The 26,354-nt window shown below is 46.2% G+C and carries 24 protein-coding genes; 19 read left to right on the top strand and 5 right to left on the bottom strand.

Annotation, left to right across the window (positions count from 1 at the left end; genetic code table 11):
• Window positions 1-11 precede the first annotated feature (11 nt).
• The 6 genes from B4V02_RS18570 to B4V02_RS18545 all read left to right on the top strand — a co-directional run bounded on the left by B4V02_RS18570 (window position 12) and on the right by B4V02_RS18545 (window position 6,528).
• Complete coding sequence (locus B4V02_RS18570) at window positions 12-203, top strand: Flp1 family type IVb pilin (RefSeq protein WP_010349413.1); 192 nt, start codon at window positions 12-14, stop codon at window positions 201-203.
• A complete protein-coding gene (locus B4V02_RS18565) occupies window positions 203-871 on the top strand; it encodes a TadE family protein (RefSeq protein ID WP_094155905.1) in 669 nt (222 codons plus the stop codon). Before B4V02_RS18570 ends, B4V02_RS18565 begins: the two co-directional genes overlap by 1 nt.
• 60 nt (window positions 872-931) lie before the next feature.
• Window positions 932-3,148: a DUF5702 domain-containing protein gene (locus B4V02_RS18560; protein ID WP_094155904.1), complete on the top strand. Its 2,217-nt coding sequence runs from the start codon at window positions 932-934 to the stop codon at window positions 3,146-3,148.
• On the top strand, window positions 3,117-4,097 hold the full coding sequence (locus tag B4V02_RS18555) for a TadE/TadG family type IV pilus assembly protein (RefSeq protein ID WP_094155903.1): 981 nt from the start codon (window positions 3,117-3,119) through the stop codon (window positions 4,095-4,097). Before B4V02_RS18560 ends, B4V02_RS18555 begins: the two co-directional genes overlap by 32 nt.
• Window positions 4,098-4,124: 27 nt before the next feature.
• Window positions 4,125-4,637: an A24 family peptidase gene (locus tag B4V02_RS18550; RefSeq protein ID WP_094155902.1), complete on the top strand. Its 513-nt coding sequence runs from the start codon at window positions 4,125-4,127 to the stop codon at window positions 4,635-4,637.
• Between the two features lie 64 nt (window positions 4,638-4,701).
• Entirely contained in the window at window positions 4,702-6,528 is a 1,827-nt protein-coding gene (locus B4V02_RS18545) for a DUF6382 domain-containing protein (protein WP_094155901.1), read from the top strand.
• 218 nt (window positions 6,529-6,746) lie between these two features.
• Here the strand turns inward: B4V02_RS18545 and B4V02_RS18540 are convergent, their stop codons facing one another.
• A complete protein-coding gene (locus B4V02_RS18540; protein ID WP_244188360.1) occupies window positions 6,747-7,328 on the bottom strand; it encodes a TetR/AcrR family transcriptional regulator in 582 nt (193 codons plus the stop codon).
• A 208-nt stretch (window positions 7,329-7,536) separates the two neighbouring features.
• Here B4V02_RS18540 and B4V02_RS18535 point away from each other — a divergent pair, with 208 nt between their 5' ends.
• The 3 genes from B4V02_RS18535 (at window position 7,537) to B4V02_RS18525 (ending at window position 10,267) form a co-directional block, all read left to right on the top strand.
• A complete protein-coding gene (locus B4V02_RS18535) occupies window positions 7,537-8,211 on the top strand; it encodes a nitroreductase (protein WP_208618687.1) in 675 nt (224 codons plus the stop codon).
• A gap of 482 nt (window positions 8,212-8,693) precedes the next feature.
• Entirely contained in the window at window positions 8,694-9,899 is a 1,206-nt protein-coding gene (locus B4V02_RS18530) for a WXG100 family type VII secretion target (protein WP_094155899.1), read from the top strand.
• A 17-nt stretch (window positions 9,900-9,916) separates the two neighbouring features.
• Window positions 9,917-10,267, top strand: a complete 351-nt coding sequence (locus tag B4V02_RS18525) for a hypothetical protein (RefSeq protein WP_094155898.1) — start codon at window positions 9,917-9,919, stop codon at window positions 10,265-10,267.
• 72 nt (window positions 10,268-10,339) lie between these two features.
• On the opposite strand, the gene B4V02_RS18520 is transcribed toward B4V02_RS18525, so the two are convergent.
• Window positions 10,340-11,254: a TIGR01777 family oxidoreductase gene (locus B4V02_RS18520; protein WP_094155897.1), complete on the bottom strand. Its 915-nt coding sequence runs from the start codon at window positions 11,252-11,254 to the stop codon at window positions 10,340-10,342.
• A gap of 207 nt (window positions 11,255-11,461) precedes the next feature.
• On the opposite strand from B4V02_RS18520, the gene B4V02_RS18515 reads away from it, so the two are divergent.
• The 4 genes from B4V02_RS18515 to ppnP all read left to right on the top strand — a co-directional run bounded on the left by B4V02_RS18515 (window position 11,462) and on the right by ppnP (window position 16,436).
• Window positions 11,462-12,589, top strand: a complete 1,128-nt coding sequence (locus B4V02_RS18515) for a deoxyribonuclease IV (RefSeq protein WP_094155896.1) — start codon at window positions 11,462-11,464, stop codon at window positions 12,587-12,589.
• Window positions 12,590-12,611: 22 nt separating this feature from the next.
• A complete protein-coding gene (gene purU / locus B4V02_RS18510; RefSeq protein ID WP_007429379.1) occupies window positions 12,612-13,511 on the top strand; it encodes a formyltetrahydrofolate deformylase in 900 nt (299 codons plus the stop codon).
• A 357-nt stretch (window positions 13,512-13,868) separates the two neighbouring features.
• A complete protein-coding gene (gene tkt / locus B4V02_RS18505; protein WP_094155895.1) occupies window positions 13,869-15,914 on the top strand; it encodes a transketolase in 2,046 nt (681 codons plus the stop codon).
• A 207-nt stretch (window positions 15,915-16,121) separates the two neighbouring features.
• A complete protein-coding gene (gene ppnP, locus B4V02_RS18500) occupies window positions 16,122-16,436 on the top strand; it encodes a pyrimidine/purine nucleoside phosphorylase (protein WP_094155894.1) in 315 nt (104 codons plus the stop codon).
• A gap of 86 nt (window positions 16,437-16,522) precedes the next feature.
• Here ppnP and B4V02_RS18495 read toward each other — a convergent pair whose 3' ends face one another.
• Window positions 16,523-17,422 carry an NAD(P)-dependent oxidoreductase gene (locus tag B4V02_RS18495; RefSeq protein WP_094155893.1) on the bottom strand — a complete coding sequence of 300 codons (900 nt, stop codon included), beginning with the start codon at window positions 17,420-17,422 and terminating at the stop codon, window positions 16,523-16,525.
• Between the two features lie 249 nt (window positions 17,423-17,671).
• On the opposite strand from B4V02_RS18495, the gene B4V02_RS18490 reads away from it, so the two are divergent.
• The 5 genes from B4V02_RS18490 (at window position 17,672) to B4V02_RS18470 (ending at window position 22,762) form a co-directional block, all read left to right on the top strand.
• A complete protein-coding gene (locus B4V02_RS18490) occupies window positions 17,672-19,027 on the top strand; it encodes a glucose-6-phosphate isomerase (protein ID WP_010349396.1) in 1,356 nt (451 codons plus the stop codon).
• Between the two features lie 148 nt (window positions 19,028-19,175).
• Window positions 19,176-19,808: a YigZ family protein gene (locus B4V02_RS18485; protein WP_007429385.1), complete on the top strand. Its 633-nt coding sequence runs from the start codon at window positions 19,176-19,178 to the stop codon at window positions 19,806-19,808.
• Window positions 19,809-19,813: 5 nt separating this feature from the next.
• Complete coding sequence (locus B4V02_RS18480) at window positions 19,814-20,395, top strand: TetR/AcrR family transcriptional regulator (protein ID WP_094155892.1); 582 nt, start codon at window positions 19,814-19,816, stop codon at window positions 20,393-20,395.
• 362 nt (window positions 20,396-20,757) lie between these two features.
• Window positions 20,758-21,819 carry a sulfate/molybdate ABC transporter ATP-binding protein gene (locus B4V02_RS18475; protein WP_007429387.1) on the top strand — a complete coding sequence of 354 codons (1,062 nt, stop codon included), beginning with the start codon at window positions 20,758-20,760 and terminating at the stop codon, window positions 21,817-21,819.
• Window positions 21,820-21,991: 172 nt separating this feature from the next.
• On the top strand, window positions 21,992-22,762 hold the full coding sequence (locus B4V02_RS18470) for an MBL fold metallo-hydrolase (protein ID WP_094155891.1): 771 nt from the start codon (window positions 21,992-21,994) through the stop codon (window positions 22,760-22,762).
• 9 nt (window positions 22,763-22,771) lie between these two features.
• Here the strand turns inward: B4V02_RS18470 and B4V02_RS18465 are convergent, their stop codons facing one another.
• Window positions 22,772-24,295, bottom strand: coding sequence for an aminotransferase-like domain-containing protein (locus tag B4V02_RS18465; protein ID WP_094155890.1), 1,524 nt, complete (start codon window positions 24,293-24,295; stop codon window positions 22,772-22,774).
• A 132-nt stretch (window positions 24,296-24,427) separates the two neighbouring features.
• On the opposite strand from B4V02_RS18465, the gene B4V02_RS18460 reads away from it, so the two are divergent.
• The gene (locus B4V02_RS18460) at window positions 24,428-25,339 is read left to right on the top strand and encodes a DMT family transporter (protein WP_094155889.1); all 912 of its coding nucleotides are present in this window, start codon (window positions 24,428-24,430) and stop codon (window positions 25,337-25,339) included.
• A gap of 124 nt (window positions 25,340-25,463) precedes the next feature.
• Here the strand turns inward: B4V02_RS18460 and B4V02_RS18455 are convergent, their stop codons facing one another.
• Window positions 25,464-26,264: a Cof-type HAD-IIB family hydrolase gene (locus B4V02_RS18455; protein WP_010349389.1), complete on the bottom strand. Its 801-nt coding sequence runs from the start codon at window positions 26,262-26,264 to the stop codon at window positions 25,464-25,466.
• Between the last annotated feature and the right edge of the window lie 90 nt (window positions 26,265-26,354).

Here is a 26,354-nt window from a genome sequence, read left to right as displayed (position 1 = left end):
GGAATGAAACGATGTTGACATTAGCAACAAGCGGTATCCGTAAATTGTACAAGGAGGAGGACGGTCTGGGTACGTTGGAAATGATTCTGATCATTGCAATTCTGATTGCAGTGGCCATTATTTTCAAGGATCAGATTAAGAAGATTGTAGAAGGTTTGCTGAAAAAGGCGGATAAAAAAAGTAACGATTTTATGGATTCATAATGCTGCGCAAATTGGTACAAAAAGAGGACGGGAGCTTCTCATTAGAAGCGTCCCTCGTCTTTCCCGTTCTGTTGCTGATTATTTTTGTGATGTTATTTTTCTGCCTGTACATATATCAAAAATCTATATTGGTGCAGGTCGCTTCTACCGCTTCGGAAAGAGCTGCCTACAGTTGGGATAACAGCTTCAGGGACCCGCGTACAGGAGCTTTTACGCAAGGACAACGGGATTCGCTTTATTGGCGTTTGAAGGATGATGTCATGCTGGGTGCTTTGTTTGGCTGGGCCGGAGCTAATCATCTGGAAAGTGTACAGGTGCCTGACGGCAGTGTGGCAGGCTCATTGCCCGTTCAAAAGCTGTCTAATGCCGAAAGCAGAATACCTGCGGGTATGCAGGGACAGATGACATATGAGAACAGTCTGGTTCACCGCAAGGTGACAACGGAGCTGAATAGGATCGTGAAAGTGCCTTTGTTGAATCAGTTTCTGGACCAGACGGATTTACAAGGGAAAATGAGCGCGGGTGTGGTTGAGCCTGTGGAATGGATCCGTACGGTGGAACTGGTCCGGTATTACGGTGCGAAGTTTATGGGCAGAGGCTCAGGCGAAAAAGTAGATCCGGCGGGCGTGGGACAAGTGTTGATGCAATATGGTCAGAACGGTAAGTAAGGAATGATAGGTAATGAATGGTAGGTAAGGAACGGGAATGGACTGGAAAGGAGGAAGCGGGTGTTTGGAAAGGGACGTAATACAAGGGATAGGGAGTTAGGTGCTGTCACGGTCTTCTTAATTTTGATTTTGGCTGTCATGTTTGGCTTTATTGCTGTCTTTATTGATTATGCAAGAATTGCTGCCCTGCATGTGCAAACCGAGCGTCTGACTCATGCGGCGGTGCGTTCAGTGATGTCTGCTTATGATCCGGTATTGCAACAGGAGTACGGGCTGTTTGCTTATGGTGAAAGCGACGGACAACAAATCATGGTCAAAGTGTTGAATGACAGCGCCAAGCGTACAACACGTGCGGAAACGCTGCCGCTTATGAATACAAAGCTGGATTCGAGTTCTCTGCAAATGGAAAGGGAGCTTGGTAAATATTCCATATTTAATGAGCAGATACGTGAAGAGATGAAGTATAAAGCGCCTGTCGATTTTACGTTTGAGGTGCTCGAAAAGCTGAAGCCGCTCTCTCAAAATATGAAGGAGGCTTCTCATACGGTTGATTTGCTGAAACGGCTGCAAAAGCTGTATGACCAACGCGAGGCCAAGCTGGATGATATGCTGGCGAAGCAGCGTGAGGCTGGAGCTCATATGGAAGAGGTTCGCAAACGGATTATTAAGCAGCAGGGCGTATATATACCCAATCAGTATATTTGGGACCCGCTCGAGGTTGTAGCTGATATTGCTGCACAATATAAGCACTACGTGCATGTATATGAGGATAATCAGAAAAGTGTGGATGACGTTAAAATCATGCAGATGGAGAAATATTCAAGAAGGGCGAGACCAGCGCTTGACCGCCTTCGTCAGGCCATGGTTCAGGCTGGAGAAGAGCATGATAAGCTGCTTATGGAAGCCAAAGAGCCGTTAAATGAGGCTCGGCAGATTAATGAAGAGATGCGCAAAGTCATTGTGCAGTATAAGCAGAGAGCGGCTAATGCAGGCTACGATGAGGTTTCTGCTGCACCTACTCCAAGCGGAGGAGGCTCCAACGCCGATCCCTCAGTAGGAAGCGCCCGGCAAAAGGCAGAGGATCTGTTGATTCCCGATAAGGAATTTGAACAATGGGAAGTAGAAATCGAGAAGCAACGAACTGCTATAAATACAGTTAACAGCAGACTAACGGCAATGATGCGCACGTTATCCTTTTATACAGACCCATTTCTGAATGCAGATATGCTCAAGCAGGAAGTCGCCTCAGCGCTTAAGGAGATGGACAAATACTTGAATGCGTATCTCTGGTCGGGAGCCACCAATGTACTCGACAGCGAAGCCAGAATACTGGACACGCGACGAGGACCTGACAAAGAACGCAAGAAAATGGAAAAAGAGGCGAAAAACAAGCTCAAGCAAGCTTATCGGATCATTGAGGTACTTTCCAAAGGTAAACAAAGTGCAGAACAGTTCCAAAAGCTGGAGCAGTATTACAGTGAAAGCATTGCATTTAATCAGTCTACATCCGGTTCATCTGTAACCGCTGATTTATCCTATGACACCTATGATGCAGCGGGAGCCTCCATGGATAGTATGGATGGTTTGTATGGAGCTGCATCCGGTTTGCTGACTCAACTGGGGGATGAATTTTACCAGAACGAATATGCGCTTTCTTACTTTCATCATGTGGATTTTAGCCGATTTGGCAGTTTGGCTGGATCAGGTGCAAATGTGGGTAATGCGGCGCAGGTTTTGGGAGATCAACTGGAGGTGAGTAATCAGGAGGTTGAGTACATCCTGTACGGGTTCCATAATCCAACGGGTAATCTGGCATCCGCTTATGGTGAAATTTTCGCTATGAGACTTGCCATACGTACGATGGAGGGACTAGTTAAAAATAGCTCAAAGGGAAATCCATTGGTCGTTTTGGCGGCGGCTTTGTTATACGGGGTAGAAAAGGCGATTGAAGATATGATTATGCTGGCGCAAAAGGGGTATGTGCCTTTGTCTGATTTTCTGAAATTTCGAATGACGTACAAGGATCATTTGCGATTGTTTCTGATGCTTCATAGCAATAATGAACGAAAGATGTCCCGTATGCTTGCTCTGATCCGCCTGAATACAGATGTCAATCCTGCTGAGCGGCCAACGTATGCAGAGGGTGAGGTCAAGAACGGGATGCGGCTGTGGTTTTTACCTGGGGTAATGAGGATGCTCGGAACTGCCTCTAAGGAAGGCGAGAGTATTAAGGGAAGTGTGTACTATGTTACGAAAACAGCGCATTTTTCCTATTAATCGGGATCTACAGTGGATATATGGGCAGAAGCAGTGTGAACAAGGAAGCATTGTTTTAGAAGCGTCGCTGGTGTTGCCGTTATTTCTGTTTTTTATTATTTTTCTCATTTATATGGTTCAGATGACGCTGGTGTCCACGGCATTGCAGACCACCGCTTCAGAAGCGGTTAAGCAGGTTTCCGCTAAAATCTACCCAGTGTCTCTGGCGGTAGATGCGGCGTCTACGAAAATAGATGCCGTCCGCGAACCGCTGGATGAATGGCCCAGGTTATCTGTGAGTGAATATGCAAGCAAATTCGCTGAGCAGTTGCCGCCTCCGATTGGCGATTGGCTAGAAAGCGCTGTGCAAGGTGGTCAAAAGCCGATGGAGGAGCTGCGGGGGCGCTTGACGGAAGCAGCACTTGATCCTGTTCTGAAGCCGATGCTAAAGCCTTTTATGGAGGAAAGTGTTCTGGAGTATGACCGTATTCATGTAACGAGTGTTCATGTGCCTTCTCTTACAGGTATCAAGGACCCTTATTTTAGAGTAGAGCTGTCTTATGAACTGCCGATGAAGGTCCCATTTTTGTATCGCAGCATTGTGCTTCAGGCAGCGGCAGAGGAGCGCCTTTGGATCGGCGACACAGGCGAGGGAACAGGTACAGGAGATGCTGCAGATGATAAGGATGAACAGCATTCCATACAGTTGCTTGTCAAGCCAGAGCCTGCCGTGAAGGGTGTGTACAATTTGATCAGAGCCAGAATTGAACCCGGAACGAGTGCTAATCTTTCTGTATTTTACAAGTCGGGTCAAAGCACGGCCCAGCATTTGGGCTGGACCTCTGCTAATGCGGAGGGAATGATTGAATGGAATTGGTTTGTGGGAACCAACACGACACCCGGTCAATGGAGTTTTGTGATTGAAACAGAGGATGGACAACGTATCGAGGTTCCATTTTCCGTGGAGTAGACAATAGATGGGGAGGGGGAGGTCACATTGACGTGGATGTATATTGTATGTGGAGTTTTACTGGCGATTGCGCTGGTCACCGATTTACGGAGTATGAAAATTCCTAATAAGCTTACGATGCCCGGCATGGTGGCAGGTTTGCTGTTCAATACGGTATTTGAAGGCTGGCATGGTTTTGTATTTGCTGCCGCTGGACTTGGGACCGGATTTGGCCTCATGCTGATTTTGTACTGGATAGGAGCTGTTGGTGCAGGAGATGTGAAGCTATTTGGCCTAATTGGAGCCTGGACAGGTGCTGCTTTTGCGTGGCAATCGGCTCTATATTCCATTTTTTTTGCAGGTATTATTGGTATCGGAATCTTGCTATGGCGGAGGGAAACCATTATGAGACTGCGGCGCGTAGCTTTTAATTTGGGGGGATTTTTTCTGTTTCGCAGCGGCAAGGCGCTGACCAGCGGGAGAGAAGCGCATCTCAGGTTTCCATTTATGACCGCAGTCATTCCGGGAGCGATCAGTGCTTATCTTTACTTTTTGCCATGACATGCCCGCCTGGATAGATTATGCTGCCTTATGGAGATCGGGAATATGCTAAGGAGGTCATGAATTGTTTGGTTTAAGCAGGGATTTTGCCCGGAACAGCGGGACATTTATGATTTTGAACAAGGAAGGCGGACTCAAGACTGATGATTTAAATTCCGTGCAAACCGGAATGATGACTGGCAATCGGATTCCCGGTCTTCTGGAACTAAGAATAAAGGAAGTCGATTTTCAGGTTGAGTTGCACTACGATATTTCAGGTCAACGCATGCTTTCCCAGGTATGGAAGGGCGGGGGAATTTCGACTTCTGAGTTTTATCGGATTCTTTTTGAAGTGGCAGATGCCCTACATCGCAGCCCTCAATATATGCTTAATATAAGGCAGTTTATTTTGCATGAGGATTATATTTTTATTGAATGTTCAGGTTCAAGAAAAGCTGCCAGTTTAACCTATGTTCCTTTACAGGCTGTATTGTATGAAGGACAAGCAGGTAGTCAATTTAAGCAGATGATTATTCGTTTGATGACTCGTGTGGCTCACTTTCAGGGAGAAAATATGCAGCGCATACTTGAGCTATGTGATAGAAATGAGTTTGAGTTACGATCGTTGAAGGAGCTGCTTTTGCAAGGGATGGCGGCTAGTGCAAAGAGCGTTAGCGCCCAAGGTGAAGGGATAGAAGAAAGTCATAATAATAGGAACGCCTTGATCCCAAATATGCCTCAAGGAAAGCGTGATGAACTGTCCTCATTGCGCCATCATTCAGAACGTGGTGGAGTGTATGGGCAAGAGAATCGGGAGACACTGCAGGAAATACAGGAGCTTAAACGGATCAATCGGCTCAAGCCGCCCGTGAAGCCACAGGAGAATGACGAGGTAGATGTAGAAATAGAAGAAACGGAGCCTGCGTTGCAGAAGTATAAAACGTACATTGCTTTAGGCTGTCTTCTCGCTTCGGCTATCGTGTGGCGCTACGTTTATCTGGATCATTCTGAGACCGTACCGTTGATCATTTCCGTTGTGCTGACGGTGGTACTTGCTGTGGTCGCTTATATAAGCTGGACGGGAAAATGGGGGCGCAAGGGCGCTTCGCCTCATATCTACACTGATTCAGTCCCTGTGCTGGATTCGGAATGGTTAGGAGCTGCTTCACCTGTTCAGCGGAAAAATGATCGTTATCAGGTTGATAAGCTAACCGGATTCATAGCAGGACGTCAGAATAAGGATAACCGTTCTTCCAATCCAAGTGATCAAGGACAAGAGAGCTGGCGATGGTCTTTTCCTGACCCGGAGTCTGAACATATGGGTAGCCGGGATGCGGGAGAAAGAAGTGCAGCTTCCGAACGTCACAACTTGCACGAGCCGCAGGGGATAGGTGCGGATCAGAGGAATGATTTGGAGGCCAGTGATACCAGCGAGGCATATTATAAGTCGCTGTCTGGTATAACGGAGCTGCTACATGCTACATCCAGGCAAGAAACGGTGTTGCTTCGTGCGGATCAAGAGACACATGCTCCACACGTTCAGCAATCACCGATTGCCTGTCTAGAGCGCAAGACACCGGGAAGTGGAGCGACCGAGCGCATCCAATTGCAATCGGACCAATTTGTTGCAGGCAGCTTCTTCATCGGAAGAGAGCCGCAATTGGTTCAATTTGTAGAACATACGGAAGGAACATCCCGCTCTCATATTGAGCTTTGTATAGATGCAGGAGGGCAAGGCCACATCGTCAAGGATTTGTCCTCGACGAACGGAACTATCTTGAACGGTGAGCTGATGGTGCCATACAAGGAGTACATCCTGAATGAGGGAGACACTTTTAAAATTGCTGGTGTATCCTATACTTATCGGTTGGACTCTTTTAAATCTTCCAGCGCTTCCTTAGGTGAAGGGTAGTTTATTATGTGTGCATAGTAGAAAAAGAAGCCCGTTTAATGTATGAAGCTATTAAAAAAGTGGTGAATCTCGTTTTGTGAGGTTGCTCCCTCCAAAAGAAGACATCAACCCTTTGGGGAAGATGTCTTCTTTTCGCTGTATTTATCTCCTAGGTTTTGCTTTTTTCATCCATAACAGATCCTAGTGTTTTGGAATTTGAAAAGGAAGGACGATCATAGTCATCCTTTTAAATCATTTATTTCTGTCACCATAAAAGGTAAGGCTTTTTTTATATATTGCTCTGCTGAAAGAGAACTATTATTTTGCCAATCTACAGACGCTCCGTAAATTCCCCGACTCAACACAGCAGCACCAATTTTTAAGGCTTCCGAATCCAACTCAGGTTGTTGTTTTAAAAGTAAAGAATAAAATAATTTTTCCAGTTCTTTTTTTACTTTTTGTTCAAGTATTGAACTAAAGGATTCAATGCTTCTTCTACATTGTAAGCTTAATTCTGTGGATTTTTCTGTATGAAACTCAGTTAATGTTAAAAAGATTTTCACAATAGTCTCTTCATTTAAATCGTGATGATTCAAATTTTTTACAATGCGCTCTAATATATCTTCTGTAAAGACCACATCTACTAAATCGTATTTGTCAATAAAATGAGAATAAAAAGTGGCACGATTAACAGTTGCTTCCTCCGTAATGTCCTTTATTGTAATGTTTTTGAAATCCTTTTTTTGACCTATTTTTATAAAAGATTCTATTAATAATTTTTTTGTCCGTTTAATACGTGGATCTACTTTCATATCATCCATATTATCCCTCTCTTTTCTATAACATAAGCAACATTTAAATTGGTTTGTTGTTTAAGCAATAAAACACCAAAGCTGATGATTGAGAATAAGTGGATTCTACTTTAACATCAACTATACAATATTTGTTGTTTAAATAAAATATGTTGCTAAACAACGAATGTCGTTTTAATAATTTTTACTAATTTTATTAAAAAAGGAGATGTTTGGGTTGGTTGATTATTCTTTTCAAGAAGTTATACGCAGTCGGCAGTCTATACGTCAATTTCTTTCTACACCAGTTGAAGATGAGGTGCTTCGTGAGATTCTCGAGGATGCTCAGTATACCCCATCAAATTGCAATACGCAGCCTTGGGATGTTCATATCGTTTCAGGCGCAAAGAAAGAGGAACTTAGCAGGGCCTTGATACCGGCATTTGAAAAAGGGACATTCGTAAGTGATTTTACTTTTGATATGAAAGAATACTATGGTCGTTATTCTGAACGACAAAAAGAACAAGCCAAAACATACTATGAGGCAGTGGGCATAGCTCGTGAGGATCATGAAGGCCGTTTTAAAACAGTGTTACGTAATTTTGAATTTTACGGTGCACCGCATGTTGCGTTCCTATTCATGCCTTCCTTTGGAGATAATGTGCGTGTCGCATCTGATATTGGCATGTATGCCCAGTCGTTCCTTCTGTCACTGGCTGCGCGCGGGATTAGTAGCATCCCTCAGACAGTATTGGGCATGAACGCTGACGCGGTACGCCAAGTATTGGGTGTATCCGATGACATGAAGTTATTGTTTGGAATTTCCTTTGGTTATCCAGATAAAGAAGCTAGAGCAAACAGTTTTCGTATAGGTCGTGACCCAATCGAATCTAATGTGACCTTTCACGGCTAATCTAACAAGAGAGGACGTAATCCATCCGGGTAACGTCCTTTTAATTTGTGAATTTGTGGAGAGTGGTAGTGCTCTCCTTGCCTATGTCAATTGATAGAAAAGAATTTATTACACAGGGACACACTGTACCTTTGACTGGTGAACAGAAGACGGTGGAGGAGTAGAGAAGTTCAGAAATTCATTAAAATGTTAACGATAGGAGGAGAATCATTTGGAGGCTGCTGGGCTTCGTCTGCGGTAGCCAGTGTGTACGTGAGTTTAGTGTAGCTAAGTATTATCAAGAGGTTAGATGGGATATTCCGTCTGGCCTTTTTAGTATGTATGGAAAAGCTTGCTAGATGTATTGCTGAGTTGGAGAGGGTTTAAGCCTTTAGACATAGGTAGAAAGGTTAATCCTTCTCATAACAATTAGGAGATAAGGATGTTTTCCTTAAATTTGAATAATGCTATCATGTCATAACGAACTTGAACCGAGGTAAATTATGACAACGATTAGAGTGACTCCTGAACAACTTATAACCGTCTCTAAGCAATTTGACTTTGCACAGAAAACAGCGATTCAGATGAATAGTCAATTGATGAAGCAAATTTCTTTTATGCAGCAATCATGGGATGGTACAACTAAACAACAATTTTATAGTCAATTTCAAGTCTCTCAGAAGAATATGACTGACTTTGTTACCCTGACGGATTCTATTGCGAGGGAGTTGCGTCACCATGCAGACAAATTCAGATTAGCAGATCTGATGGAAGCAGGTAATATTGACGCAAGTTGTTTACCACCTCCATCTAATGCATGTGCTGTTCCTGCTCCAGATACACGCAATGCGTTTCAGAAATCGGCAGATAGTTTATTGGAACTTGGTCAAGATTTCATGAACGCTGCTGAGGAAAGGTATGAAAAACGCTATGATTCCGTAGGAGGTTTTTTAGACTATTGGACATTTGGTATTCCGAAAGGCCTGTATCAAGGATATGCGGAGCGAGCATCCAGGCAGTTTGATTCAGCAAATGATTTTTTTAACTTCTGGACTTTTGGTGTACATGGAACGATCAGAGAAGCTACATTCCCTACAAATGCCTGGTCAAAGGAACACTGGGCTAATATGATCGGTACAGCAGGATTATTTGGAGGAGTCAGCTCAGTAATTAAGCCTAAAGTTGGTTTGGGATCATCAATAAAATATGAGGTGAAATCTGGGACTATTGTTGAAGCTGAAGGGACTTCAAAACGTTTATCTGATAATATGTTAGGTAAAAATGATGCTGACCCATTTAGGGATATTTATGGTCCGGGAAGACTTTCTCACCCAGAAGAGTGGAGTAACATTATTAAAAACACACAAGAAGCGGGCGTTGAAGTTAGGATTTTGGATAGAGATATTATGGCGTATGCTCCCAAAGGATCAGGGAAGCCTGGTCAACTGAATATATATGAGGATGCTTCAATTAGTGCATTGCGACATGAGTATCAACATTTCCTTGATGATAAGGCTAAAGGATTTCCAAGTTTGGATGTAACATATGAATTCAAAAATAGAATTATCATGGAACTTAGGGCTTATATGGTGGAAATAAAAGAAGCAGAGAGAATTGGAAATAAGGATCTTGCAGAACATCTCTGGAGCAATTACAGGGATGAACGGCAGTATCTTTTGGAGAACTTTGGGCCAGTTAAACTAGATTGAATGGAGATTGTATAATAATGAATCTACTTACTTTATCAAAAGAAATACGAGAGGGAAAGATAAGTGACGATAAATTGGTGGAGTGTCTGGATATTCATCATAATCAGGTTATGATGAATGCTATGAGTCAGATAGCAAAAAAGAAGCTCTGCAACGAAAAAATTATCGAAAAATTGAAGCATATTAGCCAGTTCAGAGATCCGAAGGTAAATAAGCTATTTGGTATTGATACTCTTGGACACTACAGTATTGCTGTACTTCGAGTATTGAACACCTCTGAATCTATAAAACAATATGATCTTTTAATGGCTGAACTAGATGATTTTGATAAGGAAATAGTTGAGAGGATAGCTGAAGGGATAGGCTAAAATGAAAATGGATTATCTAAAAAGGAACTCTGAGCTGGTGAGATGCCGCCAAATAGAGTTCCTCTTTTCATTTTAGCGCTGCTTATGAGGAGAATGGAGTTCCTCCAGCGCTTCCTTCAGCGAAGGATAGTTAAACTTAAATCCGTGCTCCAGCGCTTTGCGCGGGAGTACTTTTTGGCCATCCAATACAAGGGTGCTCATCTCACCGAGCAGCTTTTGAACGAGAATGCCTGGAACGGGAAACCAATGCGGACGGTGGTATACTTGAGCCACTGTTTTCCCAAACTGGTCGTTCGTCACTGGGTATGGTGATGATGCGTTCACTGCTCCGACGATTTCCTTCGTATGGATGCAGTACGTGATCAGACGAACGATATCCTCAATATGAATCCAGCTCATCCATTGATGACCGCTGCCTATTCTGCCGCCGAACCCGAATCTGTAGGGCAATTTCATCAGTGGAAAAGCCCCCTTTTTTCTATCCAGCACGAGGCTAATACGCAGCTTGATTAAACGGGAATCGGATGGATAGGCGCCAGCGGCCTCTTCCCATTGCTCGACCACCTGAGAAAGAAAATCTTCCGAACGACGCGGGCTCGTTTCATCGAACGTTTCGGTCAAGGAAGTACCATATGCGGCAACTGCCGACGCCTGAATGATGGCCTCCGGTTTTTTTTGCAGCGCATTCAGTGCTTGAGCCAGTTTGGCAACGGACAATAGTCGGGATTGAAGAATTCTTTGTTTGGACTTGTCCGTCCAGCGCTGATTGAGCGTTTCGCCTGCCAAATTAATGACCACATCTGTACCTTCCAGTAATTCAGGCCTTTGTTTCAATTCATTCCAGCTCATGTATTGCAAGCGGGGACTTGATTCGTGTCCTACCAGTGGCTTGCGTGTAATGACCTTCACAGTGTATCCGTCGCCCAGCAGGCTTTTGACCAGCGCCCTCCCTACCAATCCAGTACCTCCGCATACGATGATGTTCATGGAGCCAGTTCTCCTTCCGATTCGCAAATAAATATATATGTTATAGAATATAACCCTTTTCAAGAAAAAAAAATTCATTTGAATAAGCACATCCGATCGGGATGCCATAAAAGCCATGTTGTTTGATTTCAATAATCACGTTAAAATGATTAAATTAAATTAAGACAAGCATAACAGGAAATAAGGATAAGGGGATGAATCAGGATCATGCTGAAAATTGGTTCTCATGTGTCCTTCTCGGACAAGGGTCTGCTCAGTGCTACAAAAGAAGCGTCTTCTTACGGGTCCAGCTCGTTTATGATATATACGGGGGCACCGCAAAATACGCGTCGTAAGCCGATGGAATCCATGTATTTGGAAGAAGGCAAGCAGTTAATGACCGAAAAAGGGATGGAGGATATCGTGGTGCATGCCCCGTATATCATTAATCTCGGTTCCTACAAAGAAAATACCTATGAGCTGGCGGTCAGCTTTCTTCAGGAGGAAATTCGTCGTACACACGCGATTGGTGTGAAAAATATTGTGCTGCATCCAGGTGCTTTTACCGATAAAGATGCAGAGTACGGGATCGGGCGTATTGCTGATGGTCTGAACGAGGTACTGAACGGTGTCAAGGAGACAGATGTTAATATTGCGCTTGAAACGATGGCGGGTAAAGGTACCGAAATGGGACGCAGCTTCGAGGAGATTGCCTCTATTATAGATAAAGTAGAGCACAACGAGCGTCTTACAGTTTGTATGGACACCTGCCACATTCATGATGCGGGCTATGATATCGTGAACGATCTGGATGGTGTTTTGGAGCAATTTGACCGTATTGTTGGCTTGAATCGCATTGCAGTGGTTCACATCAATGACAGTAAAAATCCAGTCGGCGCTCGTAAAGATCGCCATACTCCGATTGGGTCGGGCTGGATCGGCTATCAGACCATTCATCATGTGGTGCATCATGAAGCGCTTCAAGGGCGTCCATTTATTTTGGAAACGCCATGGATCGGAAAGGAAGCCAAAACTCAGCGTCCGATGTATGAGGTTGAAATTGCTTTGCTTCGCGGAAATGTGAAGGAGCGCTTTGGAGATGAATTTTTGGGTCAGGTCGAGCAATTGCATTCATTCTTCAAAAAGCAGGATGTGGATGTGCGGAAATTTGTGCTGGACACCTGGACTCTGCTGAAAAATGATGCTAAAGCAAGAAAAGCCGATCCACGTGAGCCGCTGGAGCGTCTGTATGACATGATCACGGAAGCAGCGCTCTTTCCAGAGCTGAGCGAAGAACACATTAATCAACGGCTGATTGCCTGGTTTGCTGGCAGTCATTTGCCAGTAACAGTATAAGCTAAGGGGGATTAGTAGCCACATGGAACGTCACGTAAAACATCATCCAAACAGCACTTTATCTGCACATGAAAACCGCGCGCGTATGCTCGTATCCTGTCCTGATGGTCCAGGTATTGTAGCGGCCGTGTCCCGCTTTTTGTACGAGCATGGGGCCAATATCGTCCAATCCGACCAATATACAATGGACCCGTCCGGCGGTATGTTTTTTATGCGAGTTGAATTTGATCTGCCGAATTTGAGTGCAGCCCAGCCGCAGCTGGAGCAGGACTTTGTGGCTGTCGCTGAGCAATTCCGTATGGAGTGGACGATTTCTGCGGTCAGCCGCAAGAAAAAACTGGCTATTTTCGTTTCCAAAGAGGATCATTGTTTGGTAGAGCTGCTGTGGCAATGGCAGGCCGGGGATCTGGACGCAGATATTGCAATGGTAGTTAGTAATCATCTGGATATGAAGGAGTATGTGGAATCGTTTGGCATCCCGTATCATCATATTCCGGTAACACCCGATACCAAGCCGGAGGCGGAGCGCCGTCAACTGGAGGTCATTGGTGACGACATCGATGTTATCATTTTGGCCCGGTATATGCAGATTATTTCGCCCAAGTTTATTGAGCATTACCGCAATCGGATTATCAATATTCATCATTCCTTTCTGCCTGCATTCGTGGGAGGCAAGCCATATGCCCAAGCGTATAATCGCGGGGTGAAAATTATTGGCGCTACCGCGCATTATGTAACTGAGGAACTGGACGGCGGCCCGATCATTGAGCAGGATGTGCAGCGGGTGAGCCACGGAGATGATGTAAATGAGCTGAAACGAATTGGCCGCACGATTGAGCGGGTCGTTTTGGCAAGAGCCGTGAAGTGGCATGTGGAGGATCGAATTCTGGTGCATGAGAACAAAACGGTCGTATTTAACTAATCTTGAAATCTATAAAAATTTTTGTATATACCCTTTTTATAAAATAAAGTCCGTCGATATGACGGGCTTTGTTTTTTTGTGTTTTTTTTCGTGATTTTATCATTTTTTAAATGAGGTTAATACATAACGGGTATATTGATATGAGGACTCTGTGTTACATTTTGACAACCATCTCTATAAACGATCTGGCAAACCTTCACGGCAAATGGTACAATACTTAAGAATGTATAAGTCATATTGAAACATTCAAGCAGATTCACTCACTCCAAGAGGCGCTGTTTACATAATGAACGCTGGTATTGGAGAGCATGACCGAAAGCAATTGACATACTTTTTAACAATATGAGGAGGCAAACCATGACTGACCAGAATCAAGCGATTCAAAAGGATGAAAACTCCACGATCGACAATTTGTCCATCACAACTATTCGTACGTTGGCAATTGATGCCATCGAGAAAGCAAACTCGGGACATCCGGGTATGCCAATGGGCTCCGCACCAATGGGCTACCAACTTTTTGCTAAAACCATGAATCATAATCCGGACCATCCTACATGGGTTAACCGTGACCGGTTTGTATTGTCCGCAGGACACGGCTCCATGCTGCTGTACAGCTTGCTGCACCTGAGCGGCTATGATCTGCCTATGGAAGAACTGAAGCAATTCCGTCAATGGGGCAGTCTTACACCAGGTCACCCTGAATTTGGACACACCGCTGGTGTAGATGCTACGACAGGACCTCTGGGACAAGGCTTGGCCATGTCCGTAGGTATGGCAATGGCTGAAGCTCAACTGGCTGCAACATACAATAAAGACGAATTTAAAGTTGTGGATCACTTCACGTATGCGATTTGTGGCGATGGCGATCTGATGGAAGGTATTTCCCACGAGGCTGCTTCGCTGGCTGGACGTCTGCAATTGGGCAAGCTGATCGTATTGTTTGATTCCAATGATATTACACTGGACGGCAAACTGAACCTGTCTTCTTCCGAGAGTGTTGCCAAACGCTTTGAAGCTTACAACTGGCAAGTGCTGCGCGTAGAGGATGGAAACGACCTTCCAGCGATCCAAAAAGCGATTGAAGAAGCGCAAGGGGACTCCACACGTCCTACGTTGATTGAAGTGAAAACAGTTATCGGCTACGGAAGCCCGAACAAACAAGGTAAAGGTGGACATGGCGGTACTCACGGCTCCCCGCTGGGTGCAGAAGAAGCCAAGCTGACTAAAGAATTTTACAAATGGGTATACGAAGAGGATTTCCATGTACCGCAAGAGGTTCGCGAGCATTTTGCTAAAGTAAAAGCACGCGGTATCGCGGCGAACAAAGCATGGGATGAACAATTCGCGAAATACAAAGCGGCTCACCCTGATTTGGCAGCCCAGTTCGAAACAGCTGTTAATGGCGAACTTCCAGAAGGATGGGACCGTGATCTTCCGAAATACTCGACTGGAGACAAAGCCGTTTCCACTCGTGTAGCTTCTGGTAATGCATTGAACGGACTGGCGCCAAACGTACCATTTCTGACAGGCGGATCTGCCGATCTGGAAAGCTCCACGATGACACACTTGAACAATCTGACGAACTTTACGCCAGAAGACTATGCCGGCCGCAATATCTATTTCGGTATCCGTGAGTTTGGTATGGCTGCTGCAATGAACGGTATGGCGCTGCATCAAGGCGTAAAAGTATTCGGTGGTACATTCTTTGTATTTACGGATTATCTGCGTCCGGCTGTTCGTCTGGCGGCTCTGATGGGATTGCCTGTAACCTATGTTCTGACTCACGACAGTATTGCTGTGGGTGAAGATGGCCCTACCCATGAGCCGATCGAACAATTGGCTTCCCTGCGCATTATCCCGAATCTGACGGTCATTCGTCCGGCAGACGGCAATGAAACTTCTGCTGCTTGGGCTTACACGCTAGAAAACAAGAAAAACCCAGTTGCTCTGGTGTTGACTCGTCAAAACCTGCCAATCCTGGCTGCTACTGCTGAGCATGCACGTGAAGGTATCAAACGCGGTGCTTATGTCGTTGCAGATGCGAAGGACGGTAAGCCGGTTGCTCAAATTCTGGCTACAGGTTCCGAAGTACAACTGGCTGTTAAAGCACAGGAAGCACTGGCGGAGCAAGGTATCCAAGTACGTGTTATCAGCTTCCCAAGCTGGGATCTGTTTGAAAAACAAGACAAAGCATATAAAGATTCCGTTCTGCTGCCTGAGGTGAAAGCACGTCTGGCTGTAGAAATGGCGCACCCGATGGGCTGGGAAAAATATGTCGGCGATCAAGGCGATATTCTCGGTATCAGCACATTTGGCGCATCTGCCCCTGGCGACCGCGTTATTAAGGAATATGGCTTTACGGTAGAGAATGTGGTTGACCGTGTGAAAGCTTTGTTGAAATAAAACAATATATAAAGCAAACAGTCGTAACCTGAGATAGGTCTTACGGCTGTTTGTTTCATACAACCGGGATTTTGCAAGACAATTTTAAAATCCAGCGTACAGGATACGCCGATGCAGTGTGTATTTTCATACTGAAGCTGGAATTAAATCTATGCTATGATGCACAATGTTCATTCAACCATTGATAAGCAGATGAGGGGATAAAAAATGTCACAGTTTGATGGAGTCAGCGTAGTTAAAAAAGCAAATATATATTATGACGGCCAGGTCACTAGCCGTACAGTCATTCTGAGTGACGGCAGTAAGGTTACACTGGGGATTATGCTGCCGGGAACATACGAATTCGGCACGGATTCCCGTGAGATTATGGAGATTTTGGCAGGGGATCTGAAAGTATTGCTTCCAGGCACTGAAGAATGGCTGGAAATACAGGGAACGGCAACATTCCACGTACCTGCGCAGTCTTCGTTCAAACTGGAAGTACGAAGTGTGACTGATTATTGCTGCTCTTACCCGGAATAACCAGCTAAAAAGGGTAAGCACACGCGACTTCAAGCCAAGTGTGCTTACCCTTTAAGCTAGCGTATAACTGCAAAGAAAAGGAAAGCTTATTCGAGAGGCTTGCCACCAATGGTGCGGCCAATCCATGCTTCATATGTCTTCACGACAGCAGACAAGTCCTCGTCACCGTAGCCTTGCGTTTGCCCGGCTTGAAACAGGCTTTTGGCAATGGCCAGCATAGGTGTCGGAATGGACAGGCTATCGGTCAGCGAGGAAGCAAGCTTCAAGTCCTTGAGCATCAAGGCAAGTGAGAACTGGTTGCTAAAATCATGCTCGATGATTTTGCGTCCTTTCAGTTCCGCAGCCTTGCTGCCTGCCGATCCGAGCTGAACCAGCTCAAGGAAGCTGTCTGCCGGAATGCCGGATTTGGCGGCGATAGCGAAGCCCTCAGCCAGAGCGAGGTTGTTAATGCCGACCATCGTATTATGAGCGAGCTTGGCTATAGCTCCGCTGCCGTTAGGCCCCATATGAAGTACCTTTTTGCCCAAGGTGTCAAAAACGTCTGACTGTGCCGCGATGGCTTCCGCGTCACCGCCGACCATGAACACGAGCGTTCCGTCAACAGCGGCAGGCTTGCTGCCTGTGACGGGAGCATCAATGAAGGAGCAGCCCAGCTTGTCCGCTTCAGCGGCCAGCTGTTTGACCAGCTCAGGTGAAATCGTGCTGTTGTCCATCACGGTTACGCCAGACGCAAGACCGGCAAATACGCCGTCCTCGCCGTAATAGATGTCACGAATCGAGTGATCATCACTGACCATGGTAATGACCAGCTGCTGACCTTCAGCCGCCTCACGAGGCGTTGAAGCTGTACGGGCACCCTGTTCTGCCAGTGGCTCGCAGCGTGAAGCCGTACGGTTATAAACCGTGACTCCAAATCCCTGCTTCAGCAGATTGGATGCCATCGGGGCGCCCATGGTGCCCAGTCCGATAAATCCGATGTTTTTCATTGCTAATCACCTTTCTTGTTGGAGGATAGCGTCCGATAAGAGCGAATTCGGCTTGAAATGAATGTTTAACAGGTTGATCTTAGTTTATTGTAGCACTGTCATGCCACCCTATCTACCACATGGGCCTGTCAAGGCACTCGACATACAGGTAACGCAAGCTTGTCAGGCCCTGCAAATTAAAGTATCCTATTCCTAAGTCCTTATGTTCGTATTCATGGTCTTAGTAATACCAAACAGGAGGTTCCAAACATGTCTAAAAAAGTTATTTTTGATTACACTAAAGCACTCTCCTTCGTAGGTCAGCACGAAATTGATTATTTTGCAGAGCCCATCAAGCTGGCTCATGAGCAACTGCACAACCAAACAGGTGTAGGCTCCGATTTCCTGGGCTGGATTGACCTGCCTACCAATTATGATAAAGAAGAATTCGCGCGTATCCAAAAGGCTGCAGCTAAAATCCAAAGCGATTCCGAAGTACTGATCGTCATCGGTATCGGTGGTTCTTACCTTGGAGCACGTGCTGCAATTGAGATGCTGTCGCATTCTTTCTACAATGCATTGTCCAAAGACCAACGCAAAGGTCCGGCTATCTTTTTCGCAGGCAACAACATCAGCTCTACATATATGAATCATCTGTTGGAACTGATTGAAGGAAAAGACTTCTCCGTCAATGTTATTTCCAAATCAGGTACGACTACTGAGCCAGCTATCGCTTTCCGCGTATTCCGTGCGGCTCTGGAGAAAAAATACGGTAAAGAAGAAGCGCGCAAACGTATCTACGCAACAACAGATAAAGAACGCGGCGCTCTGAAAAAACTCGCTAACGAAGAAGGCTATGAGTCCTTCATTATTCCTGATGATGTAGGTGGCCGTTACTCTGTACTGACAGCAGTAGGCTTGCTGCCGATTGCTACAGCTGGCATTAACATTGAGGAAATGATGCAAGGAGCGGCAGACGCATCCAAAGAGTACAGCAACCCGAACGTAGCTGAGAACGAGGCTTATCAATATGCAGCCGTTCGCAACGCTTTGTACCGTAAAGGCAAAGCCATTGAAATTCTCGTAAACTATGAGCCTTCCCTGCATTTCGTATCCGAGTGGTGGAAACAGCTGTACGGCGAAAGCGAAGGCAAGGATTATAAAGGCATCTATCCTGCATCCGTGGATTTCTCGACAGACCTGCACTCCATGGGACAATTCATTCAGGAAGGCAGCCGCAACATTTTCGAAACAGTTATCCAGGTAGAAAATGTGCCTAGTCACATCACTATTGAGGCGGATCAGGATGATCTGGACGGACTCAACTTCCTGGCAGGCAAAACTGTGGATTTTGTAAACAAAAAAGCATTCCAGGGTACGTTGCTGGCTCACACAGACGGACAAGTGCCAAACCTGATTGTAAATATTCCTGATCTGAGCCCTTACTCCTTCGGGTATCTGGCTTATTTCTTCGAAAAAGCTTGCGGCATCAGCGGCTACTTGCTGGGCGTAAATCCGTTCGATCAACCGGGCGTAGAAGCGTACAAGAAGAATATGTTTGCGCTGCTCGGCAAGCCGGGCTTCGAAAAACAAAAAGCTGAGCTTGAAGCGAGATTGTCCGAATAAGGAAACTGGAATCTCTGATCCGAAGTAGGGTTTCAGGCAGAGTATCATAGGTTGTAGCCTCAGATAAAGTACAGGAAAGCAGTTCGCCGGCTGCCAGAAGCGGGGGACTGCTTTCTTGTAAAATGAAGTAAGGAAGGGTATACGTAATATGTTGGAACAATACCGAACCGTACGCGGTTCCGGCAGCAAGGAGATTGTGATCCGTAAATCCCGTTTTATCGGCCATATTCAGCCTGTTCAAACCGAGGAAGAAGCCACGGCTTTCATAGAACGCATCAAAAAAGAGCACTGGAATGCAACCCACAATTGTTCAGCTTACATGATTGGTGAAAGAGACGAAATCCAGAAGCAATCGGATGATGGAGAACCGAGTGGCACGGCTGGGAAGCCCATTTTGGAGGTGATCCGTAATCAGAAGCTGAAAAATGTGGCGATTGTCGTTACCCGTTACTTTGGTGGTATTATGCTGGGAGCAGGCGGTCTGATTCGTGCCTACTCAGACGGTGCTGTTGCAGCCATCGAGGCAGGCGATGCGATTACGCGTGTGCTGCATCGTGAAATTTTTGTGGAATTGGATTATACTTGGTTGGGTAAAGTTGAAAATGAATTACGGAATCGCAGCATCCGTACTGGAGAAACCATATTTACGGATAAAGTTACGTTAACCTGTCTGCCGCTGGCTGGTGATGCTGAATCCTTCAGCAACTGGATAACAGACTTGACACAGGGGCAATCACTTGTGTCGGAGGGAGAGCAGCTTTACTTTATTGAAGGGGAATAAATAATATGGCTAGAAGAGCAGTGGAACAGGAGTTGTCAAGAGGGCGGATTCTGGAAGCGGCCAGGCACTTGTTTATTACCAAGGGCTACCGTGCGATTTCAATGCGCAGCATTGGCCAGCATCTGGGTTACAGTCATGGTTCGTTATATTATCATTTTAAAGAGAAGGCTGAACTGTTCTACGCCATTGTAATTGAGGATTTTAATACATTGCGCGGAATTTTGCTGCAATCAGCAACAGGTACGCCTGAGGGCGGCTTGAGCAGACTGGAGTACCTGATGCTGGAATTCATCCGTTTTGGCTTGGAAAATCCTTATCAGTACGAAATTATGTTTATGATGCACGATGAAGAATTGCTTGCATATTGTCGCACAGAGCAAAATCGTTGTGTGGAATTGTTTGCGTCCATGATCCGTCAGGAATTGAATGATCAGGGGCATTCGGAGGCAGCGTGCTCATGGGTGCCGAAAAGCCTGTTTTTATCCATGCACGGCTTTGTGTCATTTTATATCCAGGATGGTTTAACCTTTGAAGAGATCAGACCCGCTGCTTTATCACATGTAAAGCTGTTGTGCAGAAACCTATGAGCGCACCTGCATTCACATGCCTTGGCTATGTACTTGTAGGGCGCTTATTTGGGTATACGTGCTTCAAGACGGTGACTAATCATTACGTTACTTTGCGAAAGCGACTAAGAATTTAACAGACGATGATGAATCCAGGAGGAGAACATCATCGTCTTTTTTTATGGCCTGTCAGCCCTTTTAACACTCAACCTAATATATAGAGTTGACGACAAAAGCTTTCCTTTGATAAAGTATCACATAAGAAAAACATAGTATAGACATTGGAATAATTGAATGAATTTAAATGAGGTACGCGCTTTGCGAAAAGCAAGGCTGCTGCTGTTCCTAAAACAGGTTCAGAAGCGGAAAGGAAGTGTACGGATATGCATGTGGAAGTAAGGGGATTGAACAAGCATTTCGGCAATTTTCATGCGGTAAAGGACGTATCTTTTGATATTCAGACAGGCCATTTAATTGGTTTACTCGGTCCGAGTGGTGGCGGCAAAACCTCCATTCTACGCATTTTGGCGGGGCTGGAGCAGCCAGATGCCGGGGAGATCCATTTTCACGGGAAAAGAGTGAACGATCTGGCCCCGCAGGAGCGCGGAATCGGCTTTGTCTTTCAAAACTATGCTTTGTTTAAGCACATGAGCGTGTATGACAACATTGCCTTTGGTCTAAAAGTGAAAAAAAGCTCCAAAACCCATATCAAGGAGCGAGTCACAGAACTGGTCGAGCTGACCGGGCTCAAAGGCTTCGAGCATCGTTATCCGCACCAGTTGTCAGGCGGGCAGCGGCAGCGGGTTGCTTTTGCGCGTGCTCTGGCGCCGGAGCCTCAGTTGCTGTTGCTGGATGAGCCTTTTGCAGCTATTGACGCCAAGATCCGTCAGGAGCTGCGAAGCTGGCTGCGTGAGTTGATTGAACGGGTGGGCATTACCTCCATTTTCGTCACTCATGATCAGGATGAGGCGATTGAGGTAGCAGATGAAATTATGGTCATTAATCAAGGGCGGCTGGAGCAGAAGGGAACGCCTTGGGATATTTATAAAAAACCGGGTACGCCGTTCGTTGCTTCTTTTATTGGTGAATCGACAGTGATCGAACAGGCATCCAGTCTTAAAGGCTTCGAGGAAGCTGCTGGAGCAGGCGTGCGTGCCTTGATCCGGCCGGAGTATATTGATGTCGGGCCTAGTGAAGAGTTTGCGCTTCTGTCAGCGACCGAGGAAGGCATCGTGAAGCATTTGCATTTTCGGGGAAGTGAATGGATGGTTGAAGTGCAGGTCGGCGATCAGCGGCTTATGACGTACCGTTCGCTGGAAAAGTCTACACTGGAGCCCGGTCAGCAGGTGCGAGTGCTGGTACATCGGGCCTATCTGTATAATGACCAGTCGAGCTGGATGGTGGAAAATCGCCTGAAGAAAGATCCAATGCCTATAGTGATTTAAAAGTTCACAAGTATAGCAATCACGCATGAGGGGATGTCCGGCCTGATTTCACGGCTTGGGGCATGCTCCTTTTGGCGTTGGAGATGGAAGGATTTACGCAGACGATTTACGCAGAATTGGTATATTCGCTATAATAGTAATATAACCATTCAGATAGATAGGAGTATAATTCATGAATCGGCTTATTTTTCTTGGCACGGGGGATGCGATGGGTGTTCCGCGTGTATATTGTGATTGTCCCGTATGCACAGAGGCCCGCTCGACGGGGGCGAATGTAAGGCTGAGATCGTCTGTCCTGATCGAAAGCGATACGGAGGACTTTATGATTGATTGTGGCCCGGACTGGCGCAGACAGCTGGAATTGCGGGGTCTCCGCTTCATCCGTACGATCCTCGTTACACATGCCCATTTTGATCATATTGGAGGATTGCCGGAGTGGGCGGATGCCTGTCGCTGGACTGGCAATAGAGGCCGCTTGTACGCTCCACAGGAAGTGATTGACACGATTCTGCGTCAATTTTCCTGGCTATCTGGACATCTGGATCTCATCCCAGTCGATCAGGGAGCCCAGCTTGCCGGGTGGAATATTCGAGGCTGGCGTGTGAATCACGGCAAGAACGGATACGCTTACGCTTATCGACTGGAAAAGGACGGCTTCTCGTGGGCCTATTGTTCAGATTCGATTGGATTGAATGAGGCAGAAATCCTGCCCTTGCATAATCTGAATTTACTCGTGCTGGGAACGAGCTTTTATCATGAGGAGGCCGAGTATTCGACCCGCTCGGTATATGACATGCTGGAGGCGCAGGAGCTTGTAGGAAGGCTTGAGCCTGATCGTACGGTATTCACACATATGTCCCATGATGTGGATGTCACACGCAACTACGGGCTTCCGGAAGGGATTCGCTTGGCACAGACCGGCATGAGCCTGCCGCTAGAATAGCGATATCCATTACATCGACTGGCTGATGCGAAGAAGTCTGGAGATACCTTCTTGGATTTGCAGCTCGTTGGCGTATGAATAGGACAGCCGTATATGCGTTTTACCCTCTGCGCCAACGGGATCAAATACATTCCCTGGTACAAAGGAAATGGACTCCTGTATGCTTTTGGCAAGCAGTTCATTGGGTTTCAGCTCAGAAGGCAACTGGAGCCACAGGCTGAGTCCTCCTGATGGGCTGGTCCATGTCCAGCCGGAATCGCGGAGACAGTCTTCCATCGTTTCCTTACGAATCTGGAGCGCAATACATAGCTTTTTAATATGCTGCTGCATACGTGGAGATTGAAAGTATTGTAAAAACAGCTTTTGATTCAGCAGCGGCGATCCGTTGTCCACCAACGCTTTGACGCTTAGCAGGCTATGCATGAGCTGACGCCGACAGGCCACGGCTGCGATTCGCAGACCGGGTGCGACATATTTACTGTAGCTGCGAATGTAGACGACGCTTCCCGAGATATCATAGGCGAATATTGGAGAAGGCGGCTTTTGCCCAAAGCTGATGTCATAGGTGCTGTCATCCTCGACAATGAGGCAGCCGTAGCGCTCGGCCAGTTCGGGCAGCTGTTTGCGCTGCTCATCGGGTACCGTAAAACCGGTCGGATTGTGGAATGTCGGATTCATATAAAAGAGACGTGGTTTTTCTGTTTTCATGCACCATTCAATCTGGTCCATATCATAACCTTCCGGTCGAATATCCGTCATCGTCAGCCGCGCGCCTTGTCTACGGAATATTTCCATGGCAGGGCCATAGGCAGGACGTTCGATTAATACACGGTCCCCTGTACGGATCAGAGATCGGGAAATCAAATCGATGGCTTGCTGTGCGCCGGAGGTAATCAGCACTTCGTCCGTTGATAAAGCAAAATGCTTATCCGCGCTAAAATGCTGGGCCATGGCAGCACGAAGCTCAGCATCCCCTTGTACAGAAGAATAGGTAGCGGCCACTTTCGGATGCTTTTCAAAAACCTGCACCATTAATTCTCCCCAATAGCGGTTGGGCAGGAGAGACGGGTCTATTAGCGCTTTGGAAAATTGGAAATCGGCGTTGACGGACTGAACACGGGTAAGTCCATCCATCCCCCTCCAGGCGGAAACAGACGGATCATCAGCCGCGTGGGCAGATTCCGAGTACAAGCCTCGTTGTATGGATGAACATTCAGAGTAGGCAGCAAACTTTTTTAGTCCGGTTGCATGGGAAGCATGAGCGTAATACCCTGATTTATCCTTTACATAGATACGCCCCTGCTGCTTTAACTCCTGATATGCCCGGAAGACGGTTAACCGATGCACACCCAATTCCTGAGCCAAGCTTCGTACAGAAGGCAATTTAACGTCTGCTGGCCAGTCCCCGCGATCAATCCGCACAATTACATAATGAATGACCTGCTCATACAGCTTTAAGGACTGATCGGTCGAAACGTGCTCTGTTGAAACACGCTCTGTTGAAAACAGTAATTCGCTGTTATTCTTGCCCATGCTGTCCACGCTCCTTTGTGTGTATTGTACTATACATCACTTCAATATTGCATACAACTGTTCTGTGGTTACACATCTGTTCTGTCTGTCTCCTTGTATGCTTGTGAGTAACAGAAGGGAGAGGGAAGTGTCATGATTGGTATCGCCTTTACAGTTATGTGTCTTATTTTTGGCACAACATTTTTGGCTATAAAAGTGGGAGTGGAAGCCGGACTTCCGCCATTTCTATCGGCAGGTATTCGTTTTTTCGCGGCAGGAGCGATCTTGTTTATTGCGATGAGGCTAACCGGAAAGGTGCGATGGTCGTTATTATGGCGTAAGGAAATGGTATGGATTGGAGCAGGAACGACCTTCGGTACCTTTTCGGCCTTGTATTGGGCAGAGCAATATGTCAGCTCGGGGATCGGAGCCATTTTGTCAGCTACCGGACCGATGATGATCGTGATTATGCAATCGATGCTGCTACGGCAAAAAACGTCACGGATTACGGTCATTGGCTGCATGATCAGCTTTCTTGGTGTGGCACTAGTTGTGCTGCCCGGATTGGCAGTTCAGATCAGCGGCCTGTGGCTGGCGGGATGCCTTATCATTTTGCTGGGGGAGCTGTGTTATTCCGGGGGAGCTCTTTATTCCAAGCGGGTGATGGATGTATTTCGTGAAACAAACCCGATTGTTCTGAATGCGGTGCAAATGATTCATGGAGGATGGATGCTGCTAGTACTGTCTGCGATCACGGAACCGTGGAGCTCTGGGGAATGGCAGTACCTTCCTGCCATGGGGTCGTTATTTTATCTGATCCTGTTTGGTTCGATGATTGCACATACACTGTTCTACTGGCTCATGGAGCGTACGAATCCACTGTTTCCGACGACCTGGCTCTATATTTCACCACCGATTGCTGTAGGCCTGGGGGCTTTTTTATATGGAGAGCACGTAAGCTGGTGGATGCTGGCAGGGGTACTGCTCATTGTGATCGGGTTGATGTGCATGAACAATGGCATCATCCGTCTGGTGAGCAGACGAAAGCTGCGTACGGCTCCCTGAAAATATGAGTCATTTACATTCAGGCATCGCATTATAGACACAAACACAAACACAAAAACCTCCAAAGCTGCCGCATGTTCATGGAGTCAATCCCATGCGACGCTTGGAGGTTTTCAGCTTAAAATCATTCAACATTCAGTACGAATTTGTCGATGGCGTGCTTGACGCCGTCTTCGTTATTGCTGGTAGTGATGTAATCAGCCAGCTTCTTCAATTCAGGAATGGCGTTCTCCATAGCTATGCCGAGACCGGCACATTCAAGCATTTCATGGTCGTTCCATGAATCACCGATGGCAATCGTTTCCGACAGATCACAGCCAAAATGGTTTGCAAGGAAGGCGAGAGCGTGGCCCTTGGTGCCTTCATGATGCATGATTTCCAGAAAATGAGGCTTGGATTTCGTAATATGCACTTCACTGCCCAGCAGCTCGCGCAGCTCGGGAATTAGTTCGTCCAACACTTCCGGCTCGTCAATGATCAGCAATTTAGGAGCCGGCTGCTCTATCACTTTACTGAATACAGGCTCTACAAAATATTCCGTATTGTTCAGCGCGGTATAATCCTTGATTTTCTGATTATCTTCACGTGTGTACAGCTTGTCATCTATATAGGTTTGCAAATGCAGATTGCGTTCCAGGCAGAATTCATACAGGCGGCGTGCAGCTACGAGTGGAACATAGCGCTCATACAGCACATTTTCATCCAGCAGGTTTTTAACCAAAGCTCCCTGGTACGTAATAATCGGCACGTTCAATCCGGTTTGACGGGCAATTTTATGTGCGGAGGCGTAAGCTCGTCCAGTAGCGAGAGTAACTACAACACCTTTAGCTACAGCAGCTTCCAAGGCCTGTTGTGTCGCCGGAGTAACTTCTTTCTGGTCATTAATAAGTGTATCATCAATATCAATAGCAATTAATTTATACATATCTGTATTCTCTCCTTTATCTCTATCATGGGGCAATGCTCAAATTGTATCTCATAATATTCAAAATGACAATATCACAAAGAAAAGGGG

This window comes from Paenibacillus kribbensis (genome assembly GCF_002240415.1).
Lineage (GTDB): Bacteria > Bacillota > Bacilli > Paenibacillales > Paenibacillaceae > Paenibacillus > Paenibacillus kribbensis.
The sequence above is the reverse complement of the archived record's forward strand: the minus strand, read 5'-3'. Positions and strand labels throughout refer to the sequence as shown.